The sequence below is a fragment of the Peribacillus sp. TH16 genome, from assembly GCF_016651095.1.
Classification (GTDB): Bacteria; Bacillota; Bacilli; order Bacillales; family DSM-1321; genus Peribacillus; species Peribacillus butanolivorans.
Genome location: NZ_JAEKEM010000005.1, coordinates 1 through 24,857, shown reverse-complemented (window position 1 = coordinate 24,857; position 24,857 = coordinate 1). Strand labels below are relative to the sequence as shown.

Below are 24,857 nucleotides of genomic sequence, written 5' to 3'. Positions count from 1 at the left end.
CTAGCCTTCAATTATTTTTTATTCCCTATAGAGCAACGTAGTCATTGATTGTAACCAATTTTATCGTTATTTAAAAATGAAATTTGATCGCCAGTAGCGATATCTAGAACTTGATTACCATTTACCAAAACCTAAATTCTTTTCATTTATTAAACCTCTTGTGTCCCAATTGTTTCAGAACATGAAAAAAAGGGATTTGTTGCAAAATTCAGCTTTAAATCAACAGTTATTCAAGGGAAATATGAATCTGACATTACATTGGAAATGGTATCTGCGCTATAACCAAGTATTCTCATTTTGATAGATAATGGAGGGATTTAGCTTATCAAATGGCTCCAGCATAATTTATAATGGGGACGATATGATGATGGAGTATGACGTCATCTTTTAGCCATCAAATGATAACTGAGAGTCAGATGAAATATAAATAAATGTAAATCAATTTAATAGCTATTGGATGAGATTGTATCACGTTATAGATTCCTAAGAAAACACTATTGATTTTCCCCTTAGAAACAACAAGATAAAAGGCAGCAATGTTCTTCTTCAAGAAAACATTGCGGTCTTTCTATGTTTCTAGGCCTCGTGTCATACTTCACTATCTCTACTGTTCTATTTTAGTAGAAGATCATGTTGTCTTTATTGGCTGGGTAACAAAGGCTGGATAAAGTGTGACTTAGTCTAGTGAATTTTAAGGATATGCTCAGGGATTTTAAAATGGTTCTGTATTTTTAACAATTGGGCGAATTTTATCCAAGCCAATAAACTCCATATTCATAGAATAATGTATGTTTTGTGAAAAGGAGGATACAAAATTGGGTATGGATAAAAGAGATAAAAAATGTAAAGATTGCGGCCATAGCAAATGCAAATGCAATCAAAAAAAATGTAAAGATTGCGGCCATAGCAAATGCAAGTGCGATCATAAAAAATGTAAGGATTGCGGACATAGTAAATGTAAATGTGACAATAATAAATGTTCGGATTGTGGACATAGTCCATGCAAATGCGAATCTAAACAAGAACAAAAGGTAGAGCAAAACGTTAAAGTGAACGTAAACGTACCTTCTCATTGTAATCATGGACCTCGAGGGAATCAAGGACCTCAAGGGAATCAAGGACCTCAAGGTAATCCAGGATCACAAGGAGCTCAAGGCCCACAAGGGTCTACGGGTGCCCGAGGAGCCCAAGGCCCACAAGGGTCTACGGGTACCCAAGGAGCCCAAGGCCCACAAGGGTTTACGGGTGCCCAAGGAGCCCAAGGCCCACAAGGATCTACGGGTACCCAAGGAGCCCAAGGCCCACAAGGATCTACGGGTACCCAAGGAGCCCAAGGTCCACAAGGTACTCAAGGACCTTCTGGAGGACTTCAAGGTACACAAGGTACACAAGGTCCACAAGGTACTCAAGGTACTCAAGGACCTTCTGGAGGGGATCAAGGCCCACAAGGATCTACGGGTGCTCAAGGGGATCAAGGCCCACAAGGATCTTCAGGTGCTCAAGGGGATCAAGGCCCACAAGGATCTACGGGTGCTCAAGGCGATCAAGGCCCACAAGGTGCTACTGGTGCTCAAGGAGACCAAGGCCCACAAGGATCTACGGGTGCTCAAGGAGACCAAGGCCCACAAGGTGCTACGGGTGCTCAAGGAGACCAAGGCCCACAAGGATCTACGGGTGCTCAAGGAGACCAAGGCCCACAAGGATCTACGGGTGTTCAAGGCAATCAAGGCCCACAAGGATCTACGGGTGCTCAAGGCGATCAAGGCCCACAAGGATCTACGGGTGTTCAAGGCAATCAAGGCCCACAAGGATCTACGGGTGCTCAAGGGGACCAAGGCCCACAAGGATCTACGGGTACTCAAGGCGATCAAGGCCCACAAGGATCTACGGGTATTCAAGGCGATCAAGGCCCACAAGGATCTACGGGTGCTCAAGGCGATCAAGGTCCACAAGGATCTACGGGTGCTCAAGGGGACCAAGGCCCACAAGGATCTACGGGCGCTCAAGGGGACCAAGGTCCACAAGGATCTACGGGTGCTCAAGGGGACCAAGGTCCACAAGGATCTACGGGTGCTCAAGGCGATCAAGGCCCACAAGGATCTACGGGTGCTCAAGGAGACCAAGGCCCACAAGGATCTACTGGTGCTCAAGGAGACCAAGGCCCACAAGGATCTACGGGTGCTCAAGGAGACCAAGGCCCACAAGGATCTACTGGTGCTCAAGGAGACCAAGGCCCACAAGGTGCTACGGGTGCTCAAGGAGACCAAGGCCCACAAGGTGCTACTGGTGCTCAAGGAGACCAAGGCCCACAAGGTGCTACGGGTGCTCAAGGAGACCAAGGCCCACAAGGTGCTACGGGTGCTCAAGGAGACCAAGGCCCACAAGGTGCTACGGGTGCTCAAGGAGACCAAGGCCCACAAGGTACTATTGGTGCTCAAGGAGACCAAGGCCCACAAGGTACTATTGGTGCTCAAGGAGACCAAGGCCCACAAGGATCTACTGGTACTCAAGGAGACCAAGGCCCACAAGGAAATACTGGTGCTCAAGGAGACCAAGGCCCACAAGGAAATACTGGTGCTCAAGGAGACCAAGGCCCACAAGGATCTACTGGTGCTCAAGGCGTTCAAGGCCCACAAGGAGCCACTGGTACTCAAGGAGACCAAGGCCCACAAGGTGCTACTGGTGCTCAAGGCGTTCAAGGTCCACAAGGCGCCACTGGTACTCAAGGAGACCAAGGCCCACAAGGTGCTACGGGTGCTCAAGGCGTTCAAGGCCCACAAGGAGCCACTGGTACTCAAGGCGTTCAAGGTCCACAAGGCGCCACTGGTACTCAAGGAGACCAAGGCCCACAAGGTGCTACGGGTGCTCAAGGCGTTCAAGGCCCACAAGGAGCCACTGGTACTCAAGGAGACCAAGGCCCACAAGGTGCTACGGGTGCTCAAGGCGTTCAAGGCCCACAAGGTGCTACGGGTACTCAAGGAGACCAAGGCCCACAAGGTGCTACGGGTGCTCAAGGCGTTCAAGGCCCACAAGGAGCCACTGGTACTCAAGGCGTTCAAGGTCCACAAGGCGCCACTGGGAGTGGTGCAATTATTCCTTTCGCTTCCGGTACCCCAGTAACATTGACTAGTGTTCTAGGTGGATTACTTGATACTGGAGGTCTTATTGGGTTCGGAAGTTCTTTTGAAGGTGTTACTATTGGTGGAGGAACAATTACACTAAGTCCTGGTATTGGGGGCGTGCTTGACTTCGCATTTGTAGCACCTCGTGCCGGAACTGTATCATCAATATCTGCATTCTTTAGTACGACAGTGGCAGTAATTATAGGTACACCAGTTACTATTAGAGCAGAAATATATACGGCACCTGCAGCTAGCAATACTTTTTCTCCATCAGGCGCCTTTGTACTATTAACACCAGCTTTAGGACCTGTAATTTCCATTGGAAATACAGCTAGTGGTACTGCTGCAACTGCACTAGGGGTTACTGCAGGGGAAAAATTATTACTGGTTTTCTCTATAGATACTGCAGTTTCGGTTCTCACTGCGGTTGAAGGTTTTGCAAGCGCGGGTATAACGATTAATTAACATTTTGTTAGTATTTTCTAATTCAAGACATCAGTTGCAGTTTAACAAAAACCGATTAGAAATTGCCCCATAACAATTTATTTGAAAACGGGAAGGATAATAATCTTCCCGTTTTTTTTGTCTATTCAGTTTAAAATTAAGAATTTATCAGTAAGAATCTCCCTCTCCAAAAATCATTAATACAGTTCATCGTATAGTTTGATAAAAAGGGGAATGGGAAGATATTTATGAAAAAATTCTGTTCCAGTTGGTAGTGATGTTGCATGTTCAGTGCAGGTTCCTTTATTTGGTATTGGTGTTACCGGGAACCTTGCTGGTCCTTTATTGTTACCGACAGACCCATCAAGCACAGGTGGGGCACAGGTATTTGTAAACGGAGTGCCTGTGGGTCCAGTCTTTACTTCACTTGCTGGTGCTCCAATAGTTGGTACTGTAACAGCTCTAATACCTTGCTGCAGGTACAGTGGAAATACAGGCTGTAGGCATTGGTACAAGAGCTACTTCCGGTCGCCACATTAGTAGTTGAAACTTTGTTGTAATTTATACCAGAGAACCCTGTAACAAGTTTGGGATTTTCAATGTATATCCAGCTTTTAAACATGAACGAAATCAAAGGCGTAATACTTATATAGTTACGCCTTTGGCATCATTCAATTTCAATACAAGAGAAGACTGCAAAGCATTTCTAATAGGAAGCTTTGTGGTCTTTTCATGTTTCTAAATACTGACATGAAAATCGGTAATAAACTTCTCGACTTAGTAATTGAAGACGAACACAGAAAAAACGGAATATCCAATGAAGGTAAAACCGATACATTATATACTGTACCAAAAGGTGAGAAAGATAGAGATTAAGCAATTTACAGTGATTTACTCCCCTTATGATGAACTGATTAATCCGTAATTAGTGATAGAAACAAGCATTTATTCGCTTTTTTACATATTGTCGAACAAACATCTTTATCTCTGACGATTACCAAACGTTCGATGTCTTGTCCTTTTGTGTATACATAAGATTAACAAATTCTCGAAAGCAGGCTAATTTCTTCTTTATTAGAATTCGTTTTATTTTACGAGATAATTAAAAGGCTCTCTCAAGTTCAGAATCAAGGTAAAGATAACCGGCATCTATTAAAAATGTTATCCATACATTGTTATAATAGGAATAATTTTTAAAAAATACCAAAAGACAATCCAAGGTGAACAATTAAGATTCACTTAATAACTAATATCCTTAATCCCTTTTTTAAAAAGAAATTAAGTCTTTGTAATTTTATGAACAACTGGCGCACATAGCTAGATTTTTAGTCCAAGGTTGTTAATATCATTTCAATCTGCTTGATATCTTCTACAAATTCATGATAATCCTTTACGCGCTCACAATAAGAGTGAAGAGCAGATTTGAATAAATCGTTCGTATCAAGAAATCCATCTTCTCGTGAGGCAACTATAATATCTAACCATTGACTAAATGTTTTTAGACCTAGTATGTTGTTATTTTGATTCGGATGTCTTCGAAAATAACTAAGAGCTTCCGGAATATACACAGCTTTTCCTTTTGATAATAATGACAACCAGGCAGCTAGATCATTGATAAGAGAATACTGTTTCCCTTTGTATACTCCATAAAGTTCGGTAAGATCTTTTTTTCTAAATAACACTGTTGTCGGTTCACCGATGACATTGAGACAACGGGTTAATGCAACGTTCCCCAACATCTTTCCATCTAAAATTCTTGTTTCTTCATATAACCTAGCCGTTGCACCGATAGGAGGGAGAAACTGACCTGATTCATCGATGGTTTGTCGATAAGAGGTAACAAGTGAAATATTTTCGAATTCATTAAAAAAATAGATCATTTTTGCGATTTTTTCTTTTTGAAAAACGTCATCATCCATCAAGTAATTGATATATTCCCCTGATGCTAGATCAAAGCATTTGTGCCAATTTTCAAGAAATAAATTCCGTTCGTTTTTATGATACTTGATCTGAGGAAATGAATGTAAATAAGGAACAAGCATATCTTGTACTCGATCATCTGAACTATCATCACAGATGATGATTTCTATATTCGGGTAGGTTTGTTCTAATACACTATCGATGGCTATTTTTAGAGTATGTGGTCGGTTATACGCAGGTATGACTATACTTACTAATGGAATTACCACGGATACTCCTCCTTCCTAAATAGTAACATTCCCTCCGATATGGACACTGGGGCAACTGTCACAAAATCTACAATTCGATTATCGCGGCTCTCCTAAATGATTTCGTTTAACAATGAACATAGAAGGATGTACTAACTAACGTACCTGCAAATTGAAAACTAAACTTCTTTGTTTTTTCAACTAGACGTTACTTTAGGAATGGATCCTTTGTGCTAGAATATATAATTTTTACCTGTTTTTAGTAGCGAAGAGATATTAGTAAATCACCTAAAATAGGAGCATTATCTACGATTAAGCCCTTTTAATTCAAGTCGTTCATCCAGAAATTCTGTCCCTTGAATTCCGATTTGCTCACAAAGTTAAAGAACTTTACGACCATTACTACCACAACACCAAATCACCAACGTCTTTCTGAAGGAACCATCCTTCAAACGAACATCTTTGTTTGTGATTTATTTCCATATAGATAAACTTAAGATTCGACTGGATATATTCTCCGGAACTAGCCAAGGCGTATAAGGATACCTATAAAAATGGATGCTGATAATAAGGAGGAGAAAAATAAGTCCGTGATTGGATGTTTTAACTCGTAAGCGAATGAATGATGTCATCGTTTTGTGGACCTTCTGGACCAAATAGGCATCCCGTAGATAAGGCAATTTTCCTTTCAGCTTTTTGAACTGTCCAGTCATTACCTAGAAATCTTTTTGATATAATTGTTTGAGGTACCAAGTATAAATTTGAAGTATCCTACAACCACTGGTACACCAGATTCGTGGATCTGTCGATAGAAGTCGAGGGTCATATATGTACCAAAGGTAGCATATGGAATAAACGTGTCCACTTGATCGCCCAGTATTAGCTACTCACTAAAGGCTCTTCTCATCCATACACCAGTTATCCGAACGAGTATCTACAAAAAATGACTCTATTCCACACCATATCGTAGCCAGGAGTAGGGTTGTAAAAAATGTGAAATTCGGCATCGAGACATAGCTATTTCCCCCTTGAACGCTTACTTTGGGAATAACTAATAATAAGCCGGCTCATAGGTTATCCAATACTCGTTGTTCACAGGTTATTGAGGGTGCCGAAAGTACTGTAAATTCGAGATAATTTTATTTCGGACAAATACGTGATCAACGACTCCTTGCTTCATCTAAAATATATTGCTATCGCTTTGGTAATAGACTTCAACTGATGAAAAATTAAATTGATCTTCCCTGAAAATGAATGCTCTCTCTGCCACCGTTTCAAAAATAGCTCATGACCATGCAGTGATTGTGACCATAGACGTCGTTTTTTGCTTGGTGGCTCTAAGATGGAGAGGGGCATATGCATTCTTTTTGAACATCAGCCTCCGTTGATATTGTAATGTTACTGATTCGTTCAAAATGAACGTCTGGGTTTGTCTTTGAGTTGCATGGAGTAATATTTTCTAATATTTCCTATATATATAATCGATGTAAAAAAATTCATATGATGAAGAGAATGAGTAATGGTTATAAAAACTTACTCATGAATCAATACGAATCTATAGTTTGTGTTGGATATTCTGAAAGGGGGATGGATATGTCATCGGATCATACTCCACTATTGACAACTCACCTATTTATTTCAAAGAAAAATTCATGGGATGGATTGGAAGATATGTTAATGAGACTGGCTGAAAGTGGAATCACAGTGAAGTTGTATGGACCTGATGATGCATTATTGGATATAAATCCTAAAAATCCTCGTGTATATGTTTCATTGGGAACGGAGTGGGAAGAATTTAGAACACTGAATGCGTTACCTGTTCACGAGAGAAAACGTTGGTTACATTACAATTCTTCAACAGAAATTCAACCATTCAATTTATTTTTCTGCTGGCTCAAACGGACCGATCCTCTCCCTGAAAATAAAGCGCTACCTTCGACTCGTTTTTCTTCAGATACTCCTTTAGTGTCCGTGTTCACAGCTAGCTACAAGTCCAAAGACAAAATTCAGCGACCTTATCGCTCTCTATTGAATCAGACTTACTCTAATTGGGAATGGGTTATTGTAGACGACTCCGGTGATGAGGATGAGACATACAACCAAGATTTACTGCCTCTAGACGATCCCCGTGTGAGGAGGTATCGCCAAGATTCCCGCAATGGCTACATAGGGGCAATCAAACGGTATGCAGCAGGTCTATGTACAGGGGAAATTTTAGTGGAAGTAGATCATGATGATGACCTAACTCCAAATTGCCTGAAGAAAATCGTCGATGCATTTCAACAACACCCTGAATGTGGCTTTGCTTATGGGGATTGTGCAGAGGTGCACGTAGGGAGCCACCATGCTCATTGGTATGGTTGGGATTGTGGTTTTGGATTTAGTATTCATTATCGAGTCTGGGTACATGAAATGAATCGATGGCAAAATGTGCAAAGACACACTACCATCAATGGGAATACAATCCGCCATTTGGTTGGTTTACCTAATCATCCTCGTGCGTGGGCGAGGGATTTTTACCATCTAATTGGAGGCCACCGCGAAGAACTATTGGTTGCAGACGATTACGATATGCTAGTTCGGACGTTTCTTAGTACGAAGTATGTATCTATTCCCGATTTACTCTATATCCAATATCGAAATGAAAATGGAGATAACTCTACTTTTCAGAGAAATAAGCAGATTCAAATCCTCGTAAAAGAACTAAACAGTTATTATTCCCAGAGAATCTACACAAGATTGGAAGAACTGAATTTACCCGAGAGTGTGCCATATAGTCGTATATGGGAGACAACTACAGATAATCCAGCACGAAAAACTGCTCATATCATTAATGAAGAATTATCTAGAGTTTCCATACTATTTCCTATTCCTCACTCCTGTCTTACAAATGAGCACACCCAATTATTTAAAACTCTTCAAAAGGGCATAGATACCAATTTTAATGAAATCGAGGTTGTTATTGTTGGTCGTATTCCTGCTGGAATCGAAAGCTTTGCGTCAAGGGCGCCCATGGGAGCCATCCGCTGGTGGCCAATGGAGGAGAATGATTCAATAGAAACGTGTATCCAATATGCCAAGTTTTGCTCTTCATGTTCTGAGAAAGTAGTAGTGTTGCCTTAACCTCTGCAAGGATGATAAGAGTTGCTGCTATAGGAGCTAGTTAACAAAAAATGCCCAAACTATGACTATTTCAACTTGAATCTTACTTTTATTATCACGCCTGATGACAAGTAAATTAAAAACGGGGAGGGTTAATAAACCTTCCCGTTTTTTTGTCTTCTCAATTATTAGATTAAGAATTTATCAGTAAAAACCTCCCCTTCAAAACCATAAAACAGTCAATCATATATTTTGATACAAAGGGGAAGGGAAAGGTGTTTATGAAAAAACCCCCTCATTAATTATTCGTCACAATTTTTAATATAATTTTAAAAAATAATCAATTTTTTTCACACTCAAGTTATTCGCTCCGTTTCTCATCTCAATAACATACCCCATAACTGAAGGTGTGGATCACATGTTGAATAAATTTTTTGCCTAGATCCTTGGTTATTTTCTGACTCGTTTACAAGAGCTAGGCGATACCATATATGGGCTAGTTGAATTCTTTGTTTACTTTATATAAAATTCCTAATATTCAAGAAGCATCTTGGGGTGGTACATCATAATTAAATCATCACAAGTGATTCTTGATTCTTTTTCTTTTATTAAATCTCTAGAACACTCCCCTATGTCTTTTCATGCACAAATTTCATCCTCAATCCATCCTTTTTGTAGTTTAGAATTTTCGATTTCCTTAATAATCCCCTTTTCTCGTTGGTTAAAGACGACGGGGGTGTAACCATAGAGGAAAAAAAGATAATCGTTACTACGATATTGAACCGGCATCGCCCAATACACCAAACCTTGGAAACTCCATCTAGCCCCATACTTAATAGTGTAATGGATCTTAATTTGGCACTAACTAACAGGTTGCGAAGCTCGGGATTCTTTCATATATAGCCGACTAAACCATGTTAAATAAAAGTGAGATTAAATGCACTACCTTTTGCATAAAAAAGACTATGGGATGCTAAATTTTACAATCGATAACTTTAAAGGAGAAATATGGCAGCGACATCCAAAAGGCAGTGAAATATCACATAGTGGAACAAACTTATGGGCCTAAGCGAGTTCGTTCAAATTTCCTACATATATATCAGGTGTTCACCACTTCCAAATTTAATTTTATATTCATAGGATACAGTAATGTCTGATAGAAAGGAGGATAAAATTGGGTAAGGATAAAAAAGATAAAAAATGTAAAGATTGCGGACATAGTCAATGTAAATGTGAACATAGTAAATGTTTGGATTGTGGACATAGTCAATGCAAATGCGAATCTAAAAAAGAACAAAAGGTAGAGCAAAACGTTGAAGTGAATGTAAGCGTACCTGCTAATGGTACTCAGGGTACTCAAGGCTCTAAAGGGGCTCAAGGACCTCAGGGATCTCAAGGAGTTCAAGGCCCTCAGGGATCTCAAGGAGTTCAAGGCTCTCAGGGGCCACAAGGTGTTCAAGGGGACCAAGGCCCACAAGGTGCTACTGGTGCTCAAGGAGACCAAGGCCCACAAGGTGCTACTGGTGTTCAAGGGGACCAAGGACCACAGGGCGTTCAAGGCCCGCAAGGTGCTCAAGGCCCACAAGGTGCTCAAGGCCCGCAGGGCGTTCAAGGCCCACAAGGGGATCAAGGCCCGCAAGGTGCTCAAGGGCCACAAGGTGCTCAAGGCCCGCAAGGCGTTCAAGGACCACAAGGTGCTCAAGGCCCGCAAGGTGCTCAAGGACCGCAGGGCGTTCAAGGTCCACAAGGTGCTCAAGGCCCACAAGGCGTTCAAGGCCCACAAGGTGTTCAAGGACCGCAAGGTGTTCAAGGCCCACAAGGTGCTCAAGGACCACAAGGCCCACAAGGCGTTCAAGGCCCTCAAGGTGCTCAAGGACCACAAGGCGTTCAAGGCCCACAAGGCGTTCAAGGCCCTCAAGGTGCTCAAGGACCACAGGGCGTTCAAGGCCCTCAAGGTGCTCAAGGCCCGCAGGGCGTTCAAGGACCACAAGGGGATCAAGGCCCGCAGGGCGTTCAAGGCCCGCAAGGTGCTCAAGGGCCACAAGGTGTTCAAGGCCCGCAGGGCAATCAAGGGCCACAAGGTACTCAAGGCCCACAAGGTGCTCAAGGCCCGCAAGGTGCTCAAGGCCCACAAGGGGATCAAGGTCCGCAAGGCGTTCAAGGCCCACAAGGTGCTCAAGGCCCGCAGGGCGTTCAAGGACCACAAGGGGATCAAGGATCACAAGGGGATCAAGGATCACAAGGGGATCAAGGCCCGCAAGGTGCTCAAGGCCCGCAAGGTGCTCAAGGCCCGCAAGGCGTTCAAGGACCACAAGGTGCTCAAGGACCACAAGGTACTACTGGTGCTCAAGGAGACCAAGGCCCACAAGGTGTTACTGGTGTTCAAGGGGACCAAGGCCCACAAGGTGTTACTGGTGTTCAAGGGGACCAAGGCCCACAAGGTGCTACTGGTGCTCAAGGAGACCAAGGCCCACAAGGTGCTAGTGGTGTTCAAGGGGACCAAGGACCACAAGGTGCTACTGGTGCTCAAGGAGACCAAGGACCACAAGGTGCTAGTGGTGCTCAAGGGGACCAAGGACCACAAGGTGTTCAAGGCCCTCAAGGTGCTCAAGGACCACAAGGCGTTCAAGGCCCTCAAGGTGCTCAAGGACCACAGGGCGTTCAAGGCCCTCAAGGTGCTCAAGGCCCGCAGGGCGTTCAAGGACCACAAGGGGATCAAGGCCCGCAAGGCGTTCAAGGCCCGCAAGGTGCTCAAGGTCCACAAGGTGCTCAAGGCCCTCAAGGCGTTCAAGGATCACAAGGTGCTCAAGGCCCGCAAGGTGCTCAAGGGCCACAAGGTGCTCAAGGCCCACAAGGCCCACAAGGCCCGCAAGGTGCTCAAGGCCCGCAGGGCGTTCAAGGCCCACAAGGGGATCAAGGCCCGCAAGGTGCTCAAGGCCCGCAAGGTGCTCAAGGCCCGCAAGGCGTTCAAGGCCCACAAGGTGCTCAAGGTGCTACTGGTGCTCAAGGAGACCAAGGCCCACAAGGTGTTACTGGTGTTCAAGGAGACCAAGGCCCACAAGGTGTTACTGGTGTTCAAGGAGACCAAGGCCCACAAGGTGTTACTGGTGTTCAAGGGGACCAAGGCCCACAAGGTGCTAGTGGTGTTCAAGGGGACCAAGGACCACAAGGTGCTACTGGTGCTCAAGGAGACCAAGGACCACAAGGTGCTAGTGGTGCTCAAGGGGACCAAGGACCACAAGGTGTTCAAGGCCCTCAAGGTGCTCAAGGACCACAAGGCGTTCAAGGCCCACAAGGCGTTCAAGGCCCTCAAGGTGCTCAAGGACCACAGGGCGTTCAAGGCCCTCAAGGTGCTCAAGGCCCGCAGGGCGTTCAAGGACCACAAGGGGATCAAGGCCCGCAAGGCGTTCAAGGCCCGCAAGGTGCTCAAGGTCCACAAGGTGCTCAAGGCCCTCAAGGCGTTCAAGGATCACAAGGTGCTCAAGGCCCGCAAGGTGCTCAAGGGCCACAAGGTGCTCAAGGCCCACAAGGCCCGCAAGGTGCTCAAGGCCCGCAGGGCGTTCAAGGCCCACAAGGGGATCAAGGATCACAAGGTGCTCAAGGCCCGCAAGGTGCTCAAGGCCCGCAAGGCGTTCAAGGCCCACAAGGTGCTCAAGGTGTTACTGGTGTTCAAGGGGACCAAGGCCCACAAGGTGCTACTGGTGCTCAAGGAGACCAAGGCCCACAAGGTGCTAGTGGTGCTCAAGGGGACCAAGGCCCACAAGGCGTTCAAGGCCCACAAGGCGTTCAAGGCCCACAAGGCGTTCAAGGCCCTCAAGGTGCTCAAGGACCACAGGGCGTTCAAGGCCCACAAGGTGCTCAAGGCCCTCAAGGTGCTCAAGGACCACAGGGCGTTCAAGGCCCACAAGGTGCTCAAGGACCGCAGGGCGTTCAAGGGCCACAAGGTGCTCAAGGCCCACAAGGTGCTCAAGGACCGCAGGGCGTTCAAGGCTCGCAAGGCGTTCAAGGCCCTCAAGGTGCTCAAGGGCCACAAGGTGCTCAAGGCCCGCAAGGCGTTCAAGGCCCGCAAGGTGTTCAAGGCCCGCAGGGCGCTCAAGGGCCACAAGGTGCTCAAGGCCCTCAAGGTGCTCAAGGCCCGCAAGGTGCTCAAGGTCCACAAGGTCCACAAGGTGGAGTATTAGCCTTTGCAGATTTTTTTGCATTGATGCCTCCTGATAATGCAGCAACAGTTGCTGCCGGTACAGACGTAAGTTTTCCGCAAGATGGACCTACTAGTGGTGCTGCTATTTCCCGTACTGGTCCTAGTACATTTAACTTATTAGAAATTGGCTTTTATCAGGTCCTGTTTCAGGTGAGTGTGACCGAAGCGGGCCAACTGATTCTAACTCTCAATGGCGCTGACCTAGCCTATACGGTGGTCGGGCGAGCAACCGGTACTACTCAGATAGTAGGAATGGCTCTTGTGCAAACGACAGTGATCAACTCAATACTCACTGTACGAAATCCTGCTGGCAATACCCCGGCGCTTACCATCACTCCTTTGGCTGGAGGAGCAAGGCCTGTTTCAGCACACCTTGTTATCACGCGACTCGGATAGACGGAAAAATAATTAATATGACATTCTGTATCAAACCTGTTGGCTGGTTTGGTAGTAGCATTTAGCCCAATTAAAAACAAGGTACTCTCAATTTTAAAAATTAAACCTGTGATTAAAATTATAAAAGATATGGATTAGTCTGATTGCTATTTTTAAGAATCCTCAATTTTTTTAATAATGGGTGCTTCGTACTATAAAAAGGTCAAGCAGATATTTAAAATGTACCCTTTGTAAAGGACATTAAAAAAAGGTTAGGCCACATTAAGAAGATGATTTCTGTGTATTCTACAGGGGGCATCTTTTTTTAATTCCATTGGTATCTAAACTAGTTATAATACGTCATATAACTTCTTATTTTCATTTTATGTACATTTATAGTATTACAAGGTTTAATATAGGCTTCATCTTTGAAATGACCAAAAAAGGAATCTATTAGAGGTTATCCAACAGTCCCTCTTTTTTACATTTATTGCATAATTCCTAGTTTTTTTACGTGTTTCTGAAATGTGGGACTAGTATAGTGTACTCCTTGACCAGAGTGCATATAGGTCCCTTCCGCAAACTTTACTCGTTTATTCTTCATTAAATTTACTAATGTATCTGTAGCTAAATCTAATGTCATTCGACTAGACACATTATAGGCAAGTATTTCATTCGTTGAACTATCTTTAATCGTGGATAAATAAATAAGCCTTCTGTCCATTGTCATAATATAAATATGTAATATCAGTAAGTAATACTTTTCCTGGAATTGCTTGTTTAAACTCTCGGTTTAGTAAGGTCGGCAGAACGGTGTGTGTTCTTGAGTGGCTTTCAACGTCTTCTGATTAGGGTTGGTTCTTCTAATTGGACAAACAATCTTGTATTCATTATCAACAACATTCCTGACAGTTGGAGTTTTTCAAAGAAGGAAAAAAGGAAGACCTTACTAGGCTGCTGAACCGCCAAAAAGCTCACACAGAAGTTTATCCAAATACGTATAGACCATTACACTAAATTCATGGATAACTCAATTGCATAAAAAGTGTAATGGATTTTTTAATTTGGCACGTAAGTAACCAACAGATTGCAAGGCTCGGCCACGGCTATTTTGGGATTATTTCATGTATAGCTGGTAGACCCCGTTAAATAAAAATGAGCTTACTAGGGCTAATAACTAGGCCGGAAGTTGTCCTTTTGCATATAAAGGATTAATGAATGACAAAAGGGAGGCAGCTTATGAAAATCCGAAAGGCCATTATTCCGGCCGCAGGCCTCGGGACTCGATTTTTGCCTGCAACAAAAGCCCAGGCTAAGGAAATGCTGCCGATTGTTGATAAACCAACGATTCAATATATTGTAGAAGAAGCAGTAGCTTCGGGTATAGAGGAAATTATTATCATAATCGGTAGAGGAAAAAGATCAATAGAGGATCATTTTGATAAATCCTATGAGTTGGAAGATGCACTTTTAAGAAAAAATCAGCTAGATGTTTTAGAGGAAGTTCAGAAAATATCTAGTTTGGCAAATATCTATTATGTCCGCCAAAAGGAACCGAAGGGGCTAGGACATGCAATTCTCTGCGCGAAAAGCTTCATTGGAAATGAACCTTTTGCTGTTTTATTAGGAGATGACATCGTTATGTCTGAAACACCTTGTCTGAAACAAATCATCAGTGTTTTCGAGTATTGTAACAGCTCCGTCGTAGCTGTTCAGAACGTACCGGAAAAGGATGTCAGTAAATATGGAATTATTAAGCCAAAAGGGACAATGATTGAGCCTAACCTTTTCCATATCGATTCTTTGGTGGAAAAACCCAAAAGGGAAGAGGCTCCTTCCAGATATGCGATTATGGGGCGTTATGTTTTAAGACCTGAGATTTTTGAAACACTAGCAAAGCTTCCAATTGGACATGGTAATGAATTACAGCTAACAGATGCCATAAATGAGCTAAATAAGCAGCAGGCCGTATTAGCATATAACTTTGAGGGAAACCGATATGATATTGGTGATAAAGTTGGATTTATTAAGGCAACAATAGACTTTGCCTTGCAAAGGGATGATATAAGAGATGAGGTACTTTCCTATTTAAGTCATGTAAATAAGAAAGAAAACCTTCAGATTATAAAGAGAGAGCTTGAATAATATGAAAATAGCTGTTTTAGGTACAGGTTATGTCGGGCTGTCCACTGGTGTTTGTTTGTCAGAAATAGGGCATAGTGTCATTTGTATCGATACAGATGAACAGAAAATTAAAAGCCTACGTCAAGGGATTTCTCCAATATATGAACCGGGTCTGGAGACTTTGCTTGTTCAAAATGCTGCAGCGGGTAGACTGCTATTTACAACTTCTCATCGAGAGGCATTAATTGGTGCCGAGATTATTATTATTGCTGTAGGAACACCGCAAAGGGATGACGGGGGAGCAGATTTATCGTATCTTGAGCAAGCGGCGAAGGATATTGCTGCCCACTTAGTACAGAGTGCTGTGGTCGTCTTAAAGAGTACAGTGCCTGTTGGTACGAATGAATTTATTAAAAAAATTATGGAAGATCAATGTAACGAAAGGTTCACCCTTGAAATGGTTTCAAACCCTGAATTCTTAAGACAAGGGTCTGCCATTATGGATACGATGCAACCAGATCGAATCATTATCGGTTTTGAAAATGAAGAGGCGGCAATGAAAGTACAAGAAATGTATCGTCCGTTGAATGCACCATTTGTATTAACAAGTATTAAAAGTGCGGAAATGATTAAGTATGCTTCTAATGCCTTTTTGGCGACTAAGATTAGCTTTATCAATGAGGTTGCCAATTTATGCGGGGTAGTAGGAGCAGATGTTGAAGATGTAGCAAAGGGAATGGGAAAAGATAAAAGGATTGGAGAATCCTTTTTACAACCCGGTATTGGTTATGGAGGATCTTGTTTTCCTAAGGATGTTAAAGCTTTGCTTCATACGGCCAATTTGCATGGAATACAGTTCTCCCTTTTGAAAGAAACAGTAGCGATTAACGATTTCCAGCAAGAACTCCTTGTAACGAAAGCTATAAAACGTTTTGGAGAATTAAAAGGAAAAAAGGTTGCGATGCTTGGTCTTGCTTTCAAGCCTGAGACTGACGATATGAGGGAAGCGCCATCAATCAAAATTGCACGTTCATTAGCCAAACTGGGAGCAGAAGTGGTAGCTTATGATCCCGTTGCAATAGATAATGCCAAGAAAATATTAAGGGATACAATTAGGTATGCAAGCTCAGCCCACGAAGCGGCATTGTATGCGGACGCAGTATTTATTGTCACAGAATGGAATGAGTTTAGACATTTAAATCTTGAGGCATTGATGAATATAATGAAACAACCGATTGTTTTTGATGGAAGAAATTGTTTTGGGGAAGAACGAATCAGAGCTTGTAAGAAAATTGAATATTATCCAATAGGAAGACCATCAATAATAATTGGAATGACTTAAATATGACTTAAATGATCAACATTTTCTAACATCTTCATTAATTCTAAAATGATTTTTTAAAGCCGTAGTATAGACTATTCTATAGGCGGGCAAACCGGCGAAGCAGCACCTTTGATAGTTCTTAGGTGCTTTTTTGTATTCCTTAAAATAGAAGTAATTATCTTTGAAGATATAAAGCGAATTATAATCGCTAAGTGACCGTCATTTCTTTGTGTCGATTTGCTTGGTATTTGAGAAACATAGAGGAATACAATAACTCCAATAAAAAGACCCTCTATTTAGTTTACTCTCATTAGTATTACCTAAACAATGGAAATACATAGAGAATCCACGAGTCTATCATATATTGACTTTTTATTAAATTTTCTTTCTTTTGTCAGTCATACTCGTTTTGTTATGTTTCTGGTCCTGATAGTCTATTAATCATTCTTCTCGGCCATTGAAGCCATAGATTAACATCAACTATTAGCATGTTGAATTATTAGCATCATTTGTCTTTTAATTAACATTATGTCATATCACTTACTTCAATCCTCTTTGTATTATGCTACACATACTCACTGCCATTAGCTTTACCGTATGGTATGAGCGCCAGCTATAGCTAATGAATCTTCAACAACTGCTATCTCACTTTTAAACGATTCCAAGGAAATTCGATTCCATTTAGTCCATGCGTACCTATATAGTCGTACATAATATACTTGAAAAGGACCAGAAAATTTGCTTACTATGCTTGAAAGGAGAACATTTACTTGCAAACAGTTATGCATTTGAATTTAAGAGTTGACCCGACCCAATATATCTCACAGATTCGAGAAGTTCCTGATTATGATTATATTCATATGGTACGACAACCTAAGTATATGATAGACCTTTCCCTTCTGGATGAGAAGGTTCATTACCTCAATGAAATTTTCTCTCCAAAAGAATATGTGGAAAGAAATAATATCTCCCTCTTACATGCTCACCATGGTCAATTAGGGATGTTATTACTTCCTTTTAAAGAGGAAACAAACCTTCCGTTGGTAACAAGTATTCGAGGCAGGGATGCAACCCTGGCTAATCAGCCTATTGGCTATCTTGAGAACATGAAAATGCTTTTTGAGAAAGGTGAGCGTTTTTTCCCAGTTTGTCAATATTTAGCTGATAGATTAATTGCTTGGGGCTGTCCTCCAGAAAAGATCAGAGTGTTATATGGGGGGGTTGATCTAAACCAATACAAGTACCGAACTCCACATAAAGAGGGCTCTCAAAACATTTTATCCATCGGAAGATTAGTGGAAAAAAAAGGGCACCACATCTTAATGCAAGCTTTTCAAAAAATCAGAGGTGAATTTCCAAATGCCACCTTGACGATTATTGGCAGAGGGGAGCTTGAAGAACAGATCAAGTCTTTGGCAGATCAACTTAATTTAGGAGATTCTTTTCGATTATTAAATCATCTCCCTAAAGATCAAGTACGAGAACAAATGACCAATGCAGATATATTTTGCGCTGCTAGCTTAGTGGCTGCCGATGGAGATGTAGAAGGTATACCTAATACATTAAAAGAAGCTATGGCGATTGGGGTACCAGTGATCTCGACCAATCATGCCGGCATCCCTGAATTAATAACAAATAACAAAGAGGGAGTTTTAGTACAAGAAAACAATGTAGATGAACTTGCAGAGGCTCTTGAATTTATGCTAACTAACAGAGAGCTGTGGGAAACATATACAGTAGCGGCTCGTCAAAAAATCGAACAAAACTTTAACCTCGTCCAACAGCTTCAACAACAAGCTGAATTTTATGATGAACTAGTAGCCCCTTATACAAAAGGTGAACAAAATTCAGTAGCACCTCGCAAAAAAGATAAAAAGAATAAAAAAGATAAAAAAACCCTTAAGAATACTGAACAGCCTCAACAGCAAGTTAAGTATGATGGCGAATCAGTAGAGCCTAGTAAAAAAGATAAAAAAGATAAAAAAGATAAAAAAACCCTTAAGAATACTGAACAGCCTCAACAGCAAGTTAAGTATGATGGCGAATCAGTAGAGCCTAGTAAAAAAGATAAAAAAGCCGAAAAAGTCAAAAAAGCCCTTAATTATATTCAGCAGCTTCAACAGCAGACTAAAGATAAAGATAAAGATAAAGATAAAAAAGATAAAAAAGATAAAAAAGATAAAGATGAATTAGTAGTAGCATCTAATAAAAAAGACAAAAAAGATAAAAAAGCCCTAAATAAAATTCAACAGCAGGCTAAAGATGATGATGAAACAATAGCATCTCGTAAAAAAGAAAAAAAGGCTCAAAAAGCTGAAAAAGTCAAAAAAGCCCTTAATTATATTCAACAGCTTCAACAGCAGGCTAAAGATAAGCAGTCAGGAGGATGATCATGGAGGATTTTAAAACTATTACGGTAACCAAAGGTGAAAAATCCTTAGAAATTCACAATCCCACTACCTATCCGCTGATAGGAATGGGTGCTCAAGGTGCAGTATTTAAACTTGCAGAAGATAAATGTGTGAAAATCTATTCAGATCCGGTACAAGCGAGAATGGAGGAAGAAGCCCTTAAAGCAGGACAACATTTACCCTTTATGCCTGTGGTATATGATACAGGTTCAAACTATATAGTCATGGAATATTTTAATGCTCCAACCTTAAAAGAATACCTTAGAAATTGTACCTATATCCCTGATTCTATAGTAAAGAAACTTCTCTATATATTAAAGGAATTAAAACAAGCAAAATTCACCATGATAGATGCACCTTTGCGCCATATTTTTGTCCTTGATAATGAGGAACTTAAGGTAATTGACCATGTAAATTCCTTCAAAAGAATGCACCCTGTACCATTAAAATTATTAAGAGATTTAAAAATAATCCTGTTAAAGGACTCGTTCTTAGCCCAAGTGAAAACGCTTGAACCGGATACCTTCAATGAGTGGGAGAATTATTTCAATCAAAATAGTTTGGACTTTAGAAACATTCCTGTCCTCTCTGGAGGGTCAGGGAGTGGAGTGAAAGTGGATAGCGCTATTACACAAACACTAATTGGAAAAGGACATCAAGGTGCTGTTTATCGAGTGTCTGAAGACCAATGCGTAAAACTTTACGGGAAAACTGAACATGCAAATCAGGAAAAAAAGGTTCTCTTATCAAGTCAAGACTTGCCTTTTATCCCGAAAGTCTTTGAAACAGGACCAAATTATATTTTAATGGAATATCTATTAGGGCCTGATTTAAATACGTTTCTAAAAAAACAATCTGTACTTTCTGAGGATATAACAAGACGATTACTCTATATATTGAAAACAATGGAAACATCAGGTTTCAAACAAATTGATGCCCCACTTAGGCATATTATTATAACCAGAAATGGTTTTAAATTAGTCGATCATGTGTACTCGTTTTCACGTGAACAAAAAAGACCTCTCGAGTTATTTAAAGACCTGCGAGAAAGAAATTTTTTAGATTCTTTTCTAGAACAAGTGCAAGCAATAGATCCTGATACGTATGCTGAATGGACAAAAACACCAATACCATTAGATGAAAATGATAATACGCTTGTATAGTCATATAAAATTATTATGAGATTTAAAAATAATCCTATTAAAGGACTCGTTCTTAGCCCAAGTGAAAAGGCTTGAACCGGACACCTTCAATGAGTGGGAGAATTATTTCAATCAAAATAGTTTGGACTTTAGAATATTACCGTCCTTTCTGGAAGGTCAGGGAGTGGAGTAAAAGTGGATAGCGCTATTACACAAACACTAATTGGAAAAGGGCATCAAGGTGCTGTTTATCGAGTGTCTGAAGACAAATGCGTAAAAATTTACGGGAGAACTGAACATGCAAATCAGGAAAAAAAGGTTCTCTTATCAAGTCAAGACTTGTCTTTTATCCCGAAAGTCTTTGAAACAGGACCAAATTATATTTTAATGGAATATCTAATAGGGCCAGATTTAAATACGTTTCTAAAAAAACAATCTGTACTTTCTGAGGATATAACAAGACGATTACTCTATATATTGAAAACAATGGAAAAATCAGGTTTCAAACGAATTGATGCCCCACTAAGGCATATTATTATAACCACGAATGGTTTTAAATTAGTCGATCATGTGTACTCGTTTTCACGTGAACAAAAAAGACCTCTCGAGTTATTTAAAGACCTGCGAAAAAGAAATTTTTTAGATTCTTTTCTAGAACAAGTGCAAGCAATAGATCCTGATACGCATGCTGAATGGACAAAAACCAATACCATTAGATGAAAATGATAATACGCTTGTATAGTCATAGCTAGGCAAAGCTTAAACTATTTATTATGAGTAAAAAAACCTGGTGAAAAGCAGGGTGACATTTATTCCGCTACGTTCATTATTTTCAATATGGAAAACCTTGTTTTTCATTCCCTCATTCAGTTGGGAAAAGTATATGGTTCTCGTTGTCTCGTTACTGCACCTGTAGTGACAGAGGGCTATTGATTTACTATTTTCTTCCCTAATTTAAAAGAGCATTGCCAAAGCCAGCATTCCCTTTCAAAAGCAAAAAAGACTTAGCACTTGAATTGATTCAGGACTATCCATCTTCAAAAAATGAAATCTTTTTTGTGCTAGTTGATAGCTGATATACGAGTGAAAAAATCATGAGGTTTGAAGCGAAAAAGGATTTCATGTCATTGGTGGATTACGAATGAATTGTAAAGTCAATCCCCCTGAGGGTTGGAATGGAAATTTCTGAGTTTGCCTCGTCTAATATCCAACAAAATGACCTTTGCTCTGTTGCCGTAAAGGATCGAAAGTATCAGTGTATGAATACGAAGGCTTACTCAGTATTCTAGATAATGTCAAAGTCCTATTGTATAGAAAGGATCGGAATAAATACTATGAAAATTTTAGTGACGGGAGCGGCAGGTTTCATTGGTTTCCATCTAACAAAACGTTTGTTAGCTCAAGATATCAATGTTATAGGTGTAGATAATACTAATGATTACTATGATGTTAATTTAAAGAACGATCGTCTCAAGATATTGGAAGAAAACCCTAATTTTGAATTCTATAAAATAGATATATCAAATAAAGAAAAATTAAATCAAATATTTAAAGACAGAACGATTCAGATTGTCATCAACTTAGCAGCTCAAGCTGGAGTACGTTATAGTATAGACAACCCAGATTCTTATGTTAATTCCAACCTAGTTGGGTTTGTTAATATTTTAGAGGCATGTCGACAATTTAATGTAGAACACTTGATTTATGCATCTTCTAGTTCTGTTTATGGAGCTAATACTAACATCCCTTTCTCAACTAAAGACTCAGTGGATCATCCAGTAAGTCTATATGCTGCCACAAAAAAGTCAAATGAATTAATGGCTCATACTTATAGTCATTTATATAATATTCCAACCACAGGACTCCGATTCTTTACGGTGTATGGTCCTTGGGGGAGACCTGATATGGCTTATTATTCTTTTACTCGAAATATTATTGAAGAGAATACAATAAGGGTTTTTAATAATGGAGATATGAGAAGAGATTTTACTTATATTGATGATATTGTTGAGGGAATAATCCGATTACTCGATAATCCACCGATATATAACGAAACATGGGATAGAGCTAATCCTGATCCAAGTTCAAGCTATGCCCCATACAAAATTTATAATATTGGTAACAATAATCCCATAAAATTAATGGATTTTATTAATACATTAGAGAATCTAATTGGCAAAAAGGCAAGAATAGAATTCTTACCAATGCAACCAGGAGATGTTAAGGAGACCTATGCAGATATTTCCGATTTGCATGCTGATGTGGGATTCTATCCTGCAACAACAGTAGAAGAAGGTTTAACACAGTTTGTAAATTGGTACAATAAGTACTATATGAAATAAGAAAAAAGGAAGTAGTGAAGAAGTGAAAAAAATATTGATGGAATCTCTACTTCATTCAGTAAGGATAAAACCGCCCGTATCACTCACCTCAACTTTGTTAATGATAACAAAGTTGAGGTGAGATACTATGGCTTAAGATGTTCTGTGTGAAGTCGATAACTGTACCTATTGGGGTTCTGGAAACAAATGTAATGCTGATGCTATTTATGTAGTAAGTCATAAGGGTAAACAAGCATCTAAACATTTAAACCAGAAATTTAATTTTTTTAAAGGGTAACCAATATTTTGGTTATCCTTTACTATTTTTAGTATTGATAATAACTATCATTTTCATTCGCATTTTTTGAATTACTTTTATTTTTATATCTGGGTTATGCTAAGGTATTCCAAGAAGAGTTATGAATGAAACTGTATCTTTTTTTTGTTTTTAAATAGCAGGAAATGAGCATTTTCCACTTTTTCTTCTATGTAGTCGAGCGAATTATCACCTAATGGATCAGATAAATCGCCAATTGCGAGCTAGGTTATCTATTACTGGTATTAAGGTATCAAACTGTCTTTTCTCTTTCCTTGCATTCATCTCATCCATGATATCATGAGCTAGATGTTGGATTCGACGTAAGCGCATTTCTTTTGTTTGCATGATATACTCATCCCCTCTATATACCACTTTATCATTACCCGCCAGAAGACTCCCTCTTCAAGCGTGTGAAGGGCGAAAGGTAAGGGGGAGATGAATGGCTGTTGGCATAAGCCAAAGTGGACTTTTGGCAAACGTATGTTCCTTAGTTAATAATAACTATAAGGGGGTGAAACCAATGGTCGTAAACAAAGCTTATAAATTTCGAATCTATCCATCTAAAGAACAACTAGTTCTAATCAATAAAACGATCGGCTGCTCCCGTTTTGTCTATAACTTCTTTTTAGGCAAACAAAAGGAGAAAGATGCCTACTTGTATATCTGTGAAGAAATGAAGCAGAACGGCCAATTACCTTCTAATGAATGGAAAGGTTCTATTCTGAATAAATACGCAACAATCAAAGAACTTCCCGCTTTAAAGAAAGAGTATTCTTTCCTGAAAGAAGTAGACAGTATTGCCTTACAGAAATCGGTGGGAAATTTAGCAGATTCCTATAGTCGATATTATAAAAAGCAAAACAAGTCACCACGCTTCAAATCGAAAAAGAATCCTATCCAGTCCTATACGACTAAACATACGAATGGGAATATTGGAATTGTTGGAAACAAAATCAAATTGCCAAAACTCGGTCTAGTTCGTTTTGCTAAAAGCCGCGAAGTCGAAGGGCGAATCATCAATGCCACAATCAGGCGGAACCCTTCGGGTAAATACTTCATTTCCGTTTTAGCCGTAACCAATGTACAAGTACTTCCTAAAACGAATCGTTTGTGCGGTGTAGATGTTGGTTTGAAGAACTTTGCTATTCTTTCAGATGGTACGGTCTATCAAAACCCAAAATTCTTCCGGACGGTCGAAAAGAAATTGGCCAAAGCACAACGGATTCTTTCAAGGCGACAAGAAATAGCCTTGAATCAAAATAAACCATTGGCTGAAGCCAAAAACTATCAAAAACAAAAACGAAAAGTAGCTATCCTACACGAAAAAATTTCAAATGCCCGAATGGATTACTTACATAAAGTTTCTACCGAAATCATCAAAAACCACGATGTTATTGGAATGGAAAACTTTCAAGTGTCGAATATGATGAAAAATCACAAACTAGCTAAAGCTATTAGTGAAGTATCTTGGTATCAATTCAAAAAAATGTTGGAATACAAAGCAAAATGGTATGGTAAACAAATCGTGACCGTATCTAAAACGTTTGCTTCTAGCCAATTGTGTTCTAGCTGCGGTTACCAAAATAAAGACGTTAAACATCTGAATCTTCGTGAATGGGATTGTCCTTTTTGTTCTACTCACCACGATCGAGATATTAACGCAGGACTCAATCTAATGAATGAAGCCATAAGGCTTCTAACCGTAGGAACTACGGGAGTAGCCTAATTAAAAATTGGCCGATAGGCTAATGTTCTTAGGAATCCCCCACTTCAATCAGACAGTAAGGTCGATGAGTGGTGGGTA

General features: G+C 40.6%; 17 protein-coding genes and 4 pseudogenes. 17 read left to right on the top strand and 4 right to left on the bottom strand.

Going from position 1 to position 24,857, the window contains the following annotated elements; all coding sequences use genetic code 11:
* Nucleotides 1–454: 454 nt before the first annotated feature.
* From JFV29_RS31690 to JFV29_RS13215, 6 genes and pseudogenes are all read left to right on the top strand, one after another.
* A pseudogene (locus tag JFV29_RS31690) lies at nucleotides 455–593 on the top strand (IS6 family transposase); the annotation flags it as partial.
* A gap of 202 nt (nucleotides 594–795) precedes the next feature.
* On the top strand, nucleotides 796–1,035 hold the full coding sequence (locus tag JFV29_RS30450) for a hypothetical protein (protein WP_242486865.1): 240 nt from the start codon (nucleotides 796–798) through the stop codon (nucleotides 1,033–1,035).
* Nucleotides 1,036–1,080: 45 nt separating this feature from the next.
* Complete coding sequence (locus JFV29_RS13225) at nucleotides 1,081–3,120, top strand: magnesium transporter MgtE N-terminal domain-containing protein (RefSeq protein ID WP_342366558.1); 2,040 nt, start codon at nucleotides 1,081–1,083, stop codon at nucleotides 3,118–3,120.
* A 2-nt stretch (nucleotides 3,121–3,122) separates the two neighbouring features.
* Nucleotides 3,123–3,587: an exosporium glycoprotein BclB-related protein gene (locus JFV29_RS31380; RefSeq protein ID WP_342366557.1), complete on the top strand. Its 465-nt coding sequence runs from the start codon at nucleotides 3,123–3,125 to the stop codon at nucleotides 3,585–3,587.
* Between the two features lie 270 nt (nucleotides 3,588–3,857).
* Entirely contained in the window at nucleotides 3,858–4,106 is a 249-nt protein-coding gene (locus JFV29_RS13220; RefSeq protein ID WP_201184341.1) for a hypothetical protein, read from the top strand.
* Between the two features lie 192 nt (nucleotides 4,107–4,298).
* Nucleotides 4,299–4,442 carry a hypothetical protein gene (locus JFV29_RS13215; protein ID WP_201184338.1) on the top strand — a complete coding sequence of 48 codons (144 nt, stop codon included), beginning with the start codon at nucleotides 4,299–4,301 and terminating at the stop codon, nucleotides 4,440–4,442.
* 449 nt (nucleotides 4,443–4,891) lie between these two features.
* Here JFV29_RS13215 and JFV29_RS13210 read toward each other — a convergent pair whose 3' ends face one another.
* The gene (locus JFV29_RS13210) at nucleotides 4,892–5,755 is read right to left on the bottom strand and encodes a glycosyltransferase (protein ID WP_201184335.1); all 864 of its coding nucleotides are present in this window, start codon (nucleotides 5,753–5,755) and stop codon (nucleotides 4,892–4,894) included.
* Between the two features lie 869 nt (nucleotides 5,756–6,624).
* Nucleotides 6,625–6,783: a DegT/DnrJ/EryC1/StrS family aminotransferase gene (locus JFV29_RS31685; RefSeq protein ID WP_446728248.1), complete on the bottom strand. Its 159-nt coding sequence runs from the start codon at nucleotides 6,781–6,783 to the stop codon at nucleotides 6,625–6,627.
* Between the two features lie 544 nt (nucleotides 6,784–7,327).
* Here JFV29_RS31685 and JFV29_RS13205 point away from each other — a divergent pair.
* From JFV29_RS13205 to JFV29_RS31375, 3 genes and pseudogenes are all read left to right on the top strand, one after another.
* A complete protein-coding gene (locus JFV29_RS13205; RefSeq protein WP_201184332.1) occupies nucleotides 7,328–8,857 on the top strand; it encodes a glycosyltransferase in 1,530 nt (509 codons plus the stop codon).
* A gap of 1,321 nt (nucleotides 8,858–10,178) precedes the next feature.
* Nucleotides 10,179–12,998 (top strand): annotated as a pseudogene (locus JFV29_RS13200) (collagen-like protein); the annotation flags it as partial.
* 252 nt (nucleotides 12,999–13,250) lie between these two features.
* Nucleotides 13,251–13,433: a hypothetical protein gene (locus JFV29_RS31375; protein WP_342366555.1), complete on the top strand. Its 183-nt coding sequence runs from the start codon at nucleotides 13,251–13,253 to the stop codon at nucleotides 13,431–13,433.
* A 304-nt stretch (nucleotides 13,434–13,737) separates the two neighbouring features.
* On the opposite strand, the pseudogene JFV29_RS30445 reads toward JFV29_RS31375, so the two are convergent.
* A pseudogene (locus tag JFV29_RS30445) lies at nucleotides 13,738–14,301 on the bottom strand (DDE-type integrase/transposase/recombinase); the annotation flags it as partial.
* A gap of 350 nt (nucleotides 14,302–14,651) precedes the next feature.
* Between JFV29_RS30445 and galU the strand changes: the two are divergent.
* The 7 genes from galU (at nucleotide 14,652) to JFV29_RS13160 (ending at nucleotide 23,032) form a co-directional block, all read left to right on the top strand.
* Nucleotides 14,652–15,557: a UTP--glucose-1-phosphate uridylyltransferase GalU gene (gene galU, locus JFV29_RS13190; protein WP_056521356.1), complete on the top strand. Its 906-nt coding sequence runs from the start codon at nucleotides 14,652–14,654 to the stop codon at nucleotides 15,555–15,557.
* Nucleotide 15,558: 1 nt separating this feature from the next.
* A complete protein-coding gene (locus JFV29_RS13185) occupies nucleotides 15,559–16,878 on the top strand; it encodes a UDP-glucose dehydrogenase family protein (RefSeq protein ID WP_201184330.1) in 1,320 nt (439 codons plus the stop codon).
* A gap of 752 nt (nucleotides 16,879–17,630) precedes the next feature.
* Nucleotides 17,631–19,250: a glycosyltransferase gene (locus tag JFV29_RS13180; RefSeq protein WP_201184327.1), complete on the top strand. Its 1,620-nt coding sequence runs from the start codon at nucleotides 17,631–17,633 to the stop codon at nucleotides 19,248–19,250.
* 2 nt (nucleotides 19,251–19,252) lie between these two features.
* Nucleotides 19,253–20,434: a hypothetical protein gene (locus tag JFV29_RS13175; RefSeq protein WP_201184321.1), complete on the top strand. Its 1,182-nt coding sequence runs from the start codon at nucleotides 19,253–19,255 to the stop codon at nucleotides 20,432–20,434.
* 174 nt (nucleotides 20,435–20,608) lie between these two features.
* Nucleotides 20,609–21,133, top strand: coding sequence for a serine/threonine protein kinase (locus tag JFV29_RS13170; RefSeq protein WP_242486864.1), 525 nt, complete (start codon nucleotides 20,609–20,611; stop codon nucleotides 21,131–21,133).
* Nucleotides 21,134–21,747: 614 nt separating this feature from the next.
* Nucleotides 21,748–22,755, top strand: a complete 1,008-nt coding sequence (locus JFV29_RS13165; RefSeq protein ID WP_201184318.1) for an NAD-dependent epimerase — start codon at nucleotides 21,748–21,750, stop codon at nucleotides 22,753–22,755.
* Nucleotides 22,756–22,897: 142 nt separating this feature from the next.
* Nucleotides 22,898–23,032 (top strand): DUF1540 domain-containing protein, encoded by a 135-nt coding sequence (locus JFV29_RS13160; RefSeq protein WP_242486869.1) that lies wholly within the window; start codon nucleotides 22,898–22,900, stop codon nucleotides 23,030–23,032.
* A 119-nt stretch (nucleotides 23,033–23,151) separates the two neighbouring features.
* Here the strand turns inward: JFV29_RS13160 and JFV29_RS13155 are convergent.
* Nucleotides 23,152–23,398: pseudogene (locus JFV29_RS13155) on the bottom strand (hypothetical protein).
* 175 nt (nucleotides 23,399–23,573) lie between these two features.
* Here JFV29_RS13155 and tnpB point away from each other — a divergent pair.
* Nucleotides 23,574–24,779: an IS200/IS605 family element RNA-guided endonuclease TnpB gene (gene tnpB, locus JFV29_RS13150; protein ID WP_201184316.1), complete on the top strand. Its 1,206-nt coding sequence runs from the start codon at nucleotides 23,574–23,576 to the stop codon at nucleotides 24,777–24,779.
* Nucleotides 24,780–24,857 lie beyond the last annotated feature (78 nt).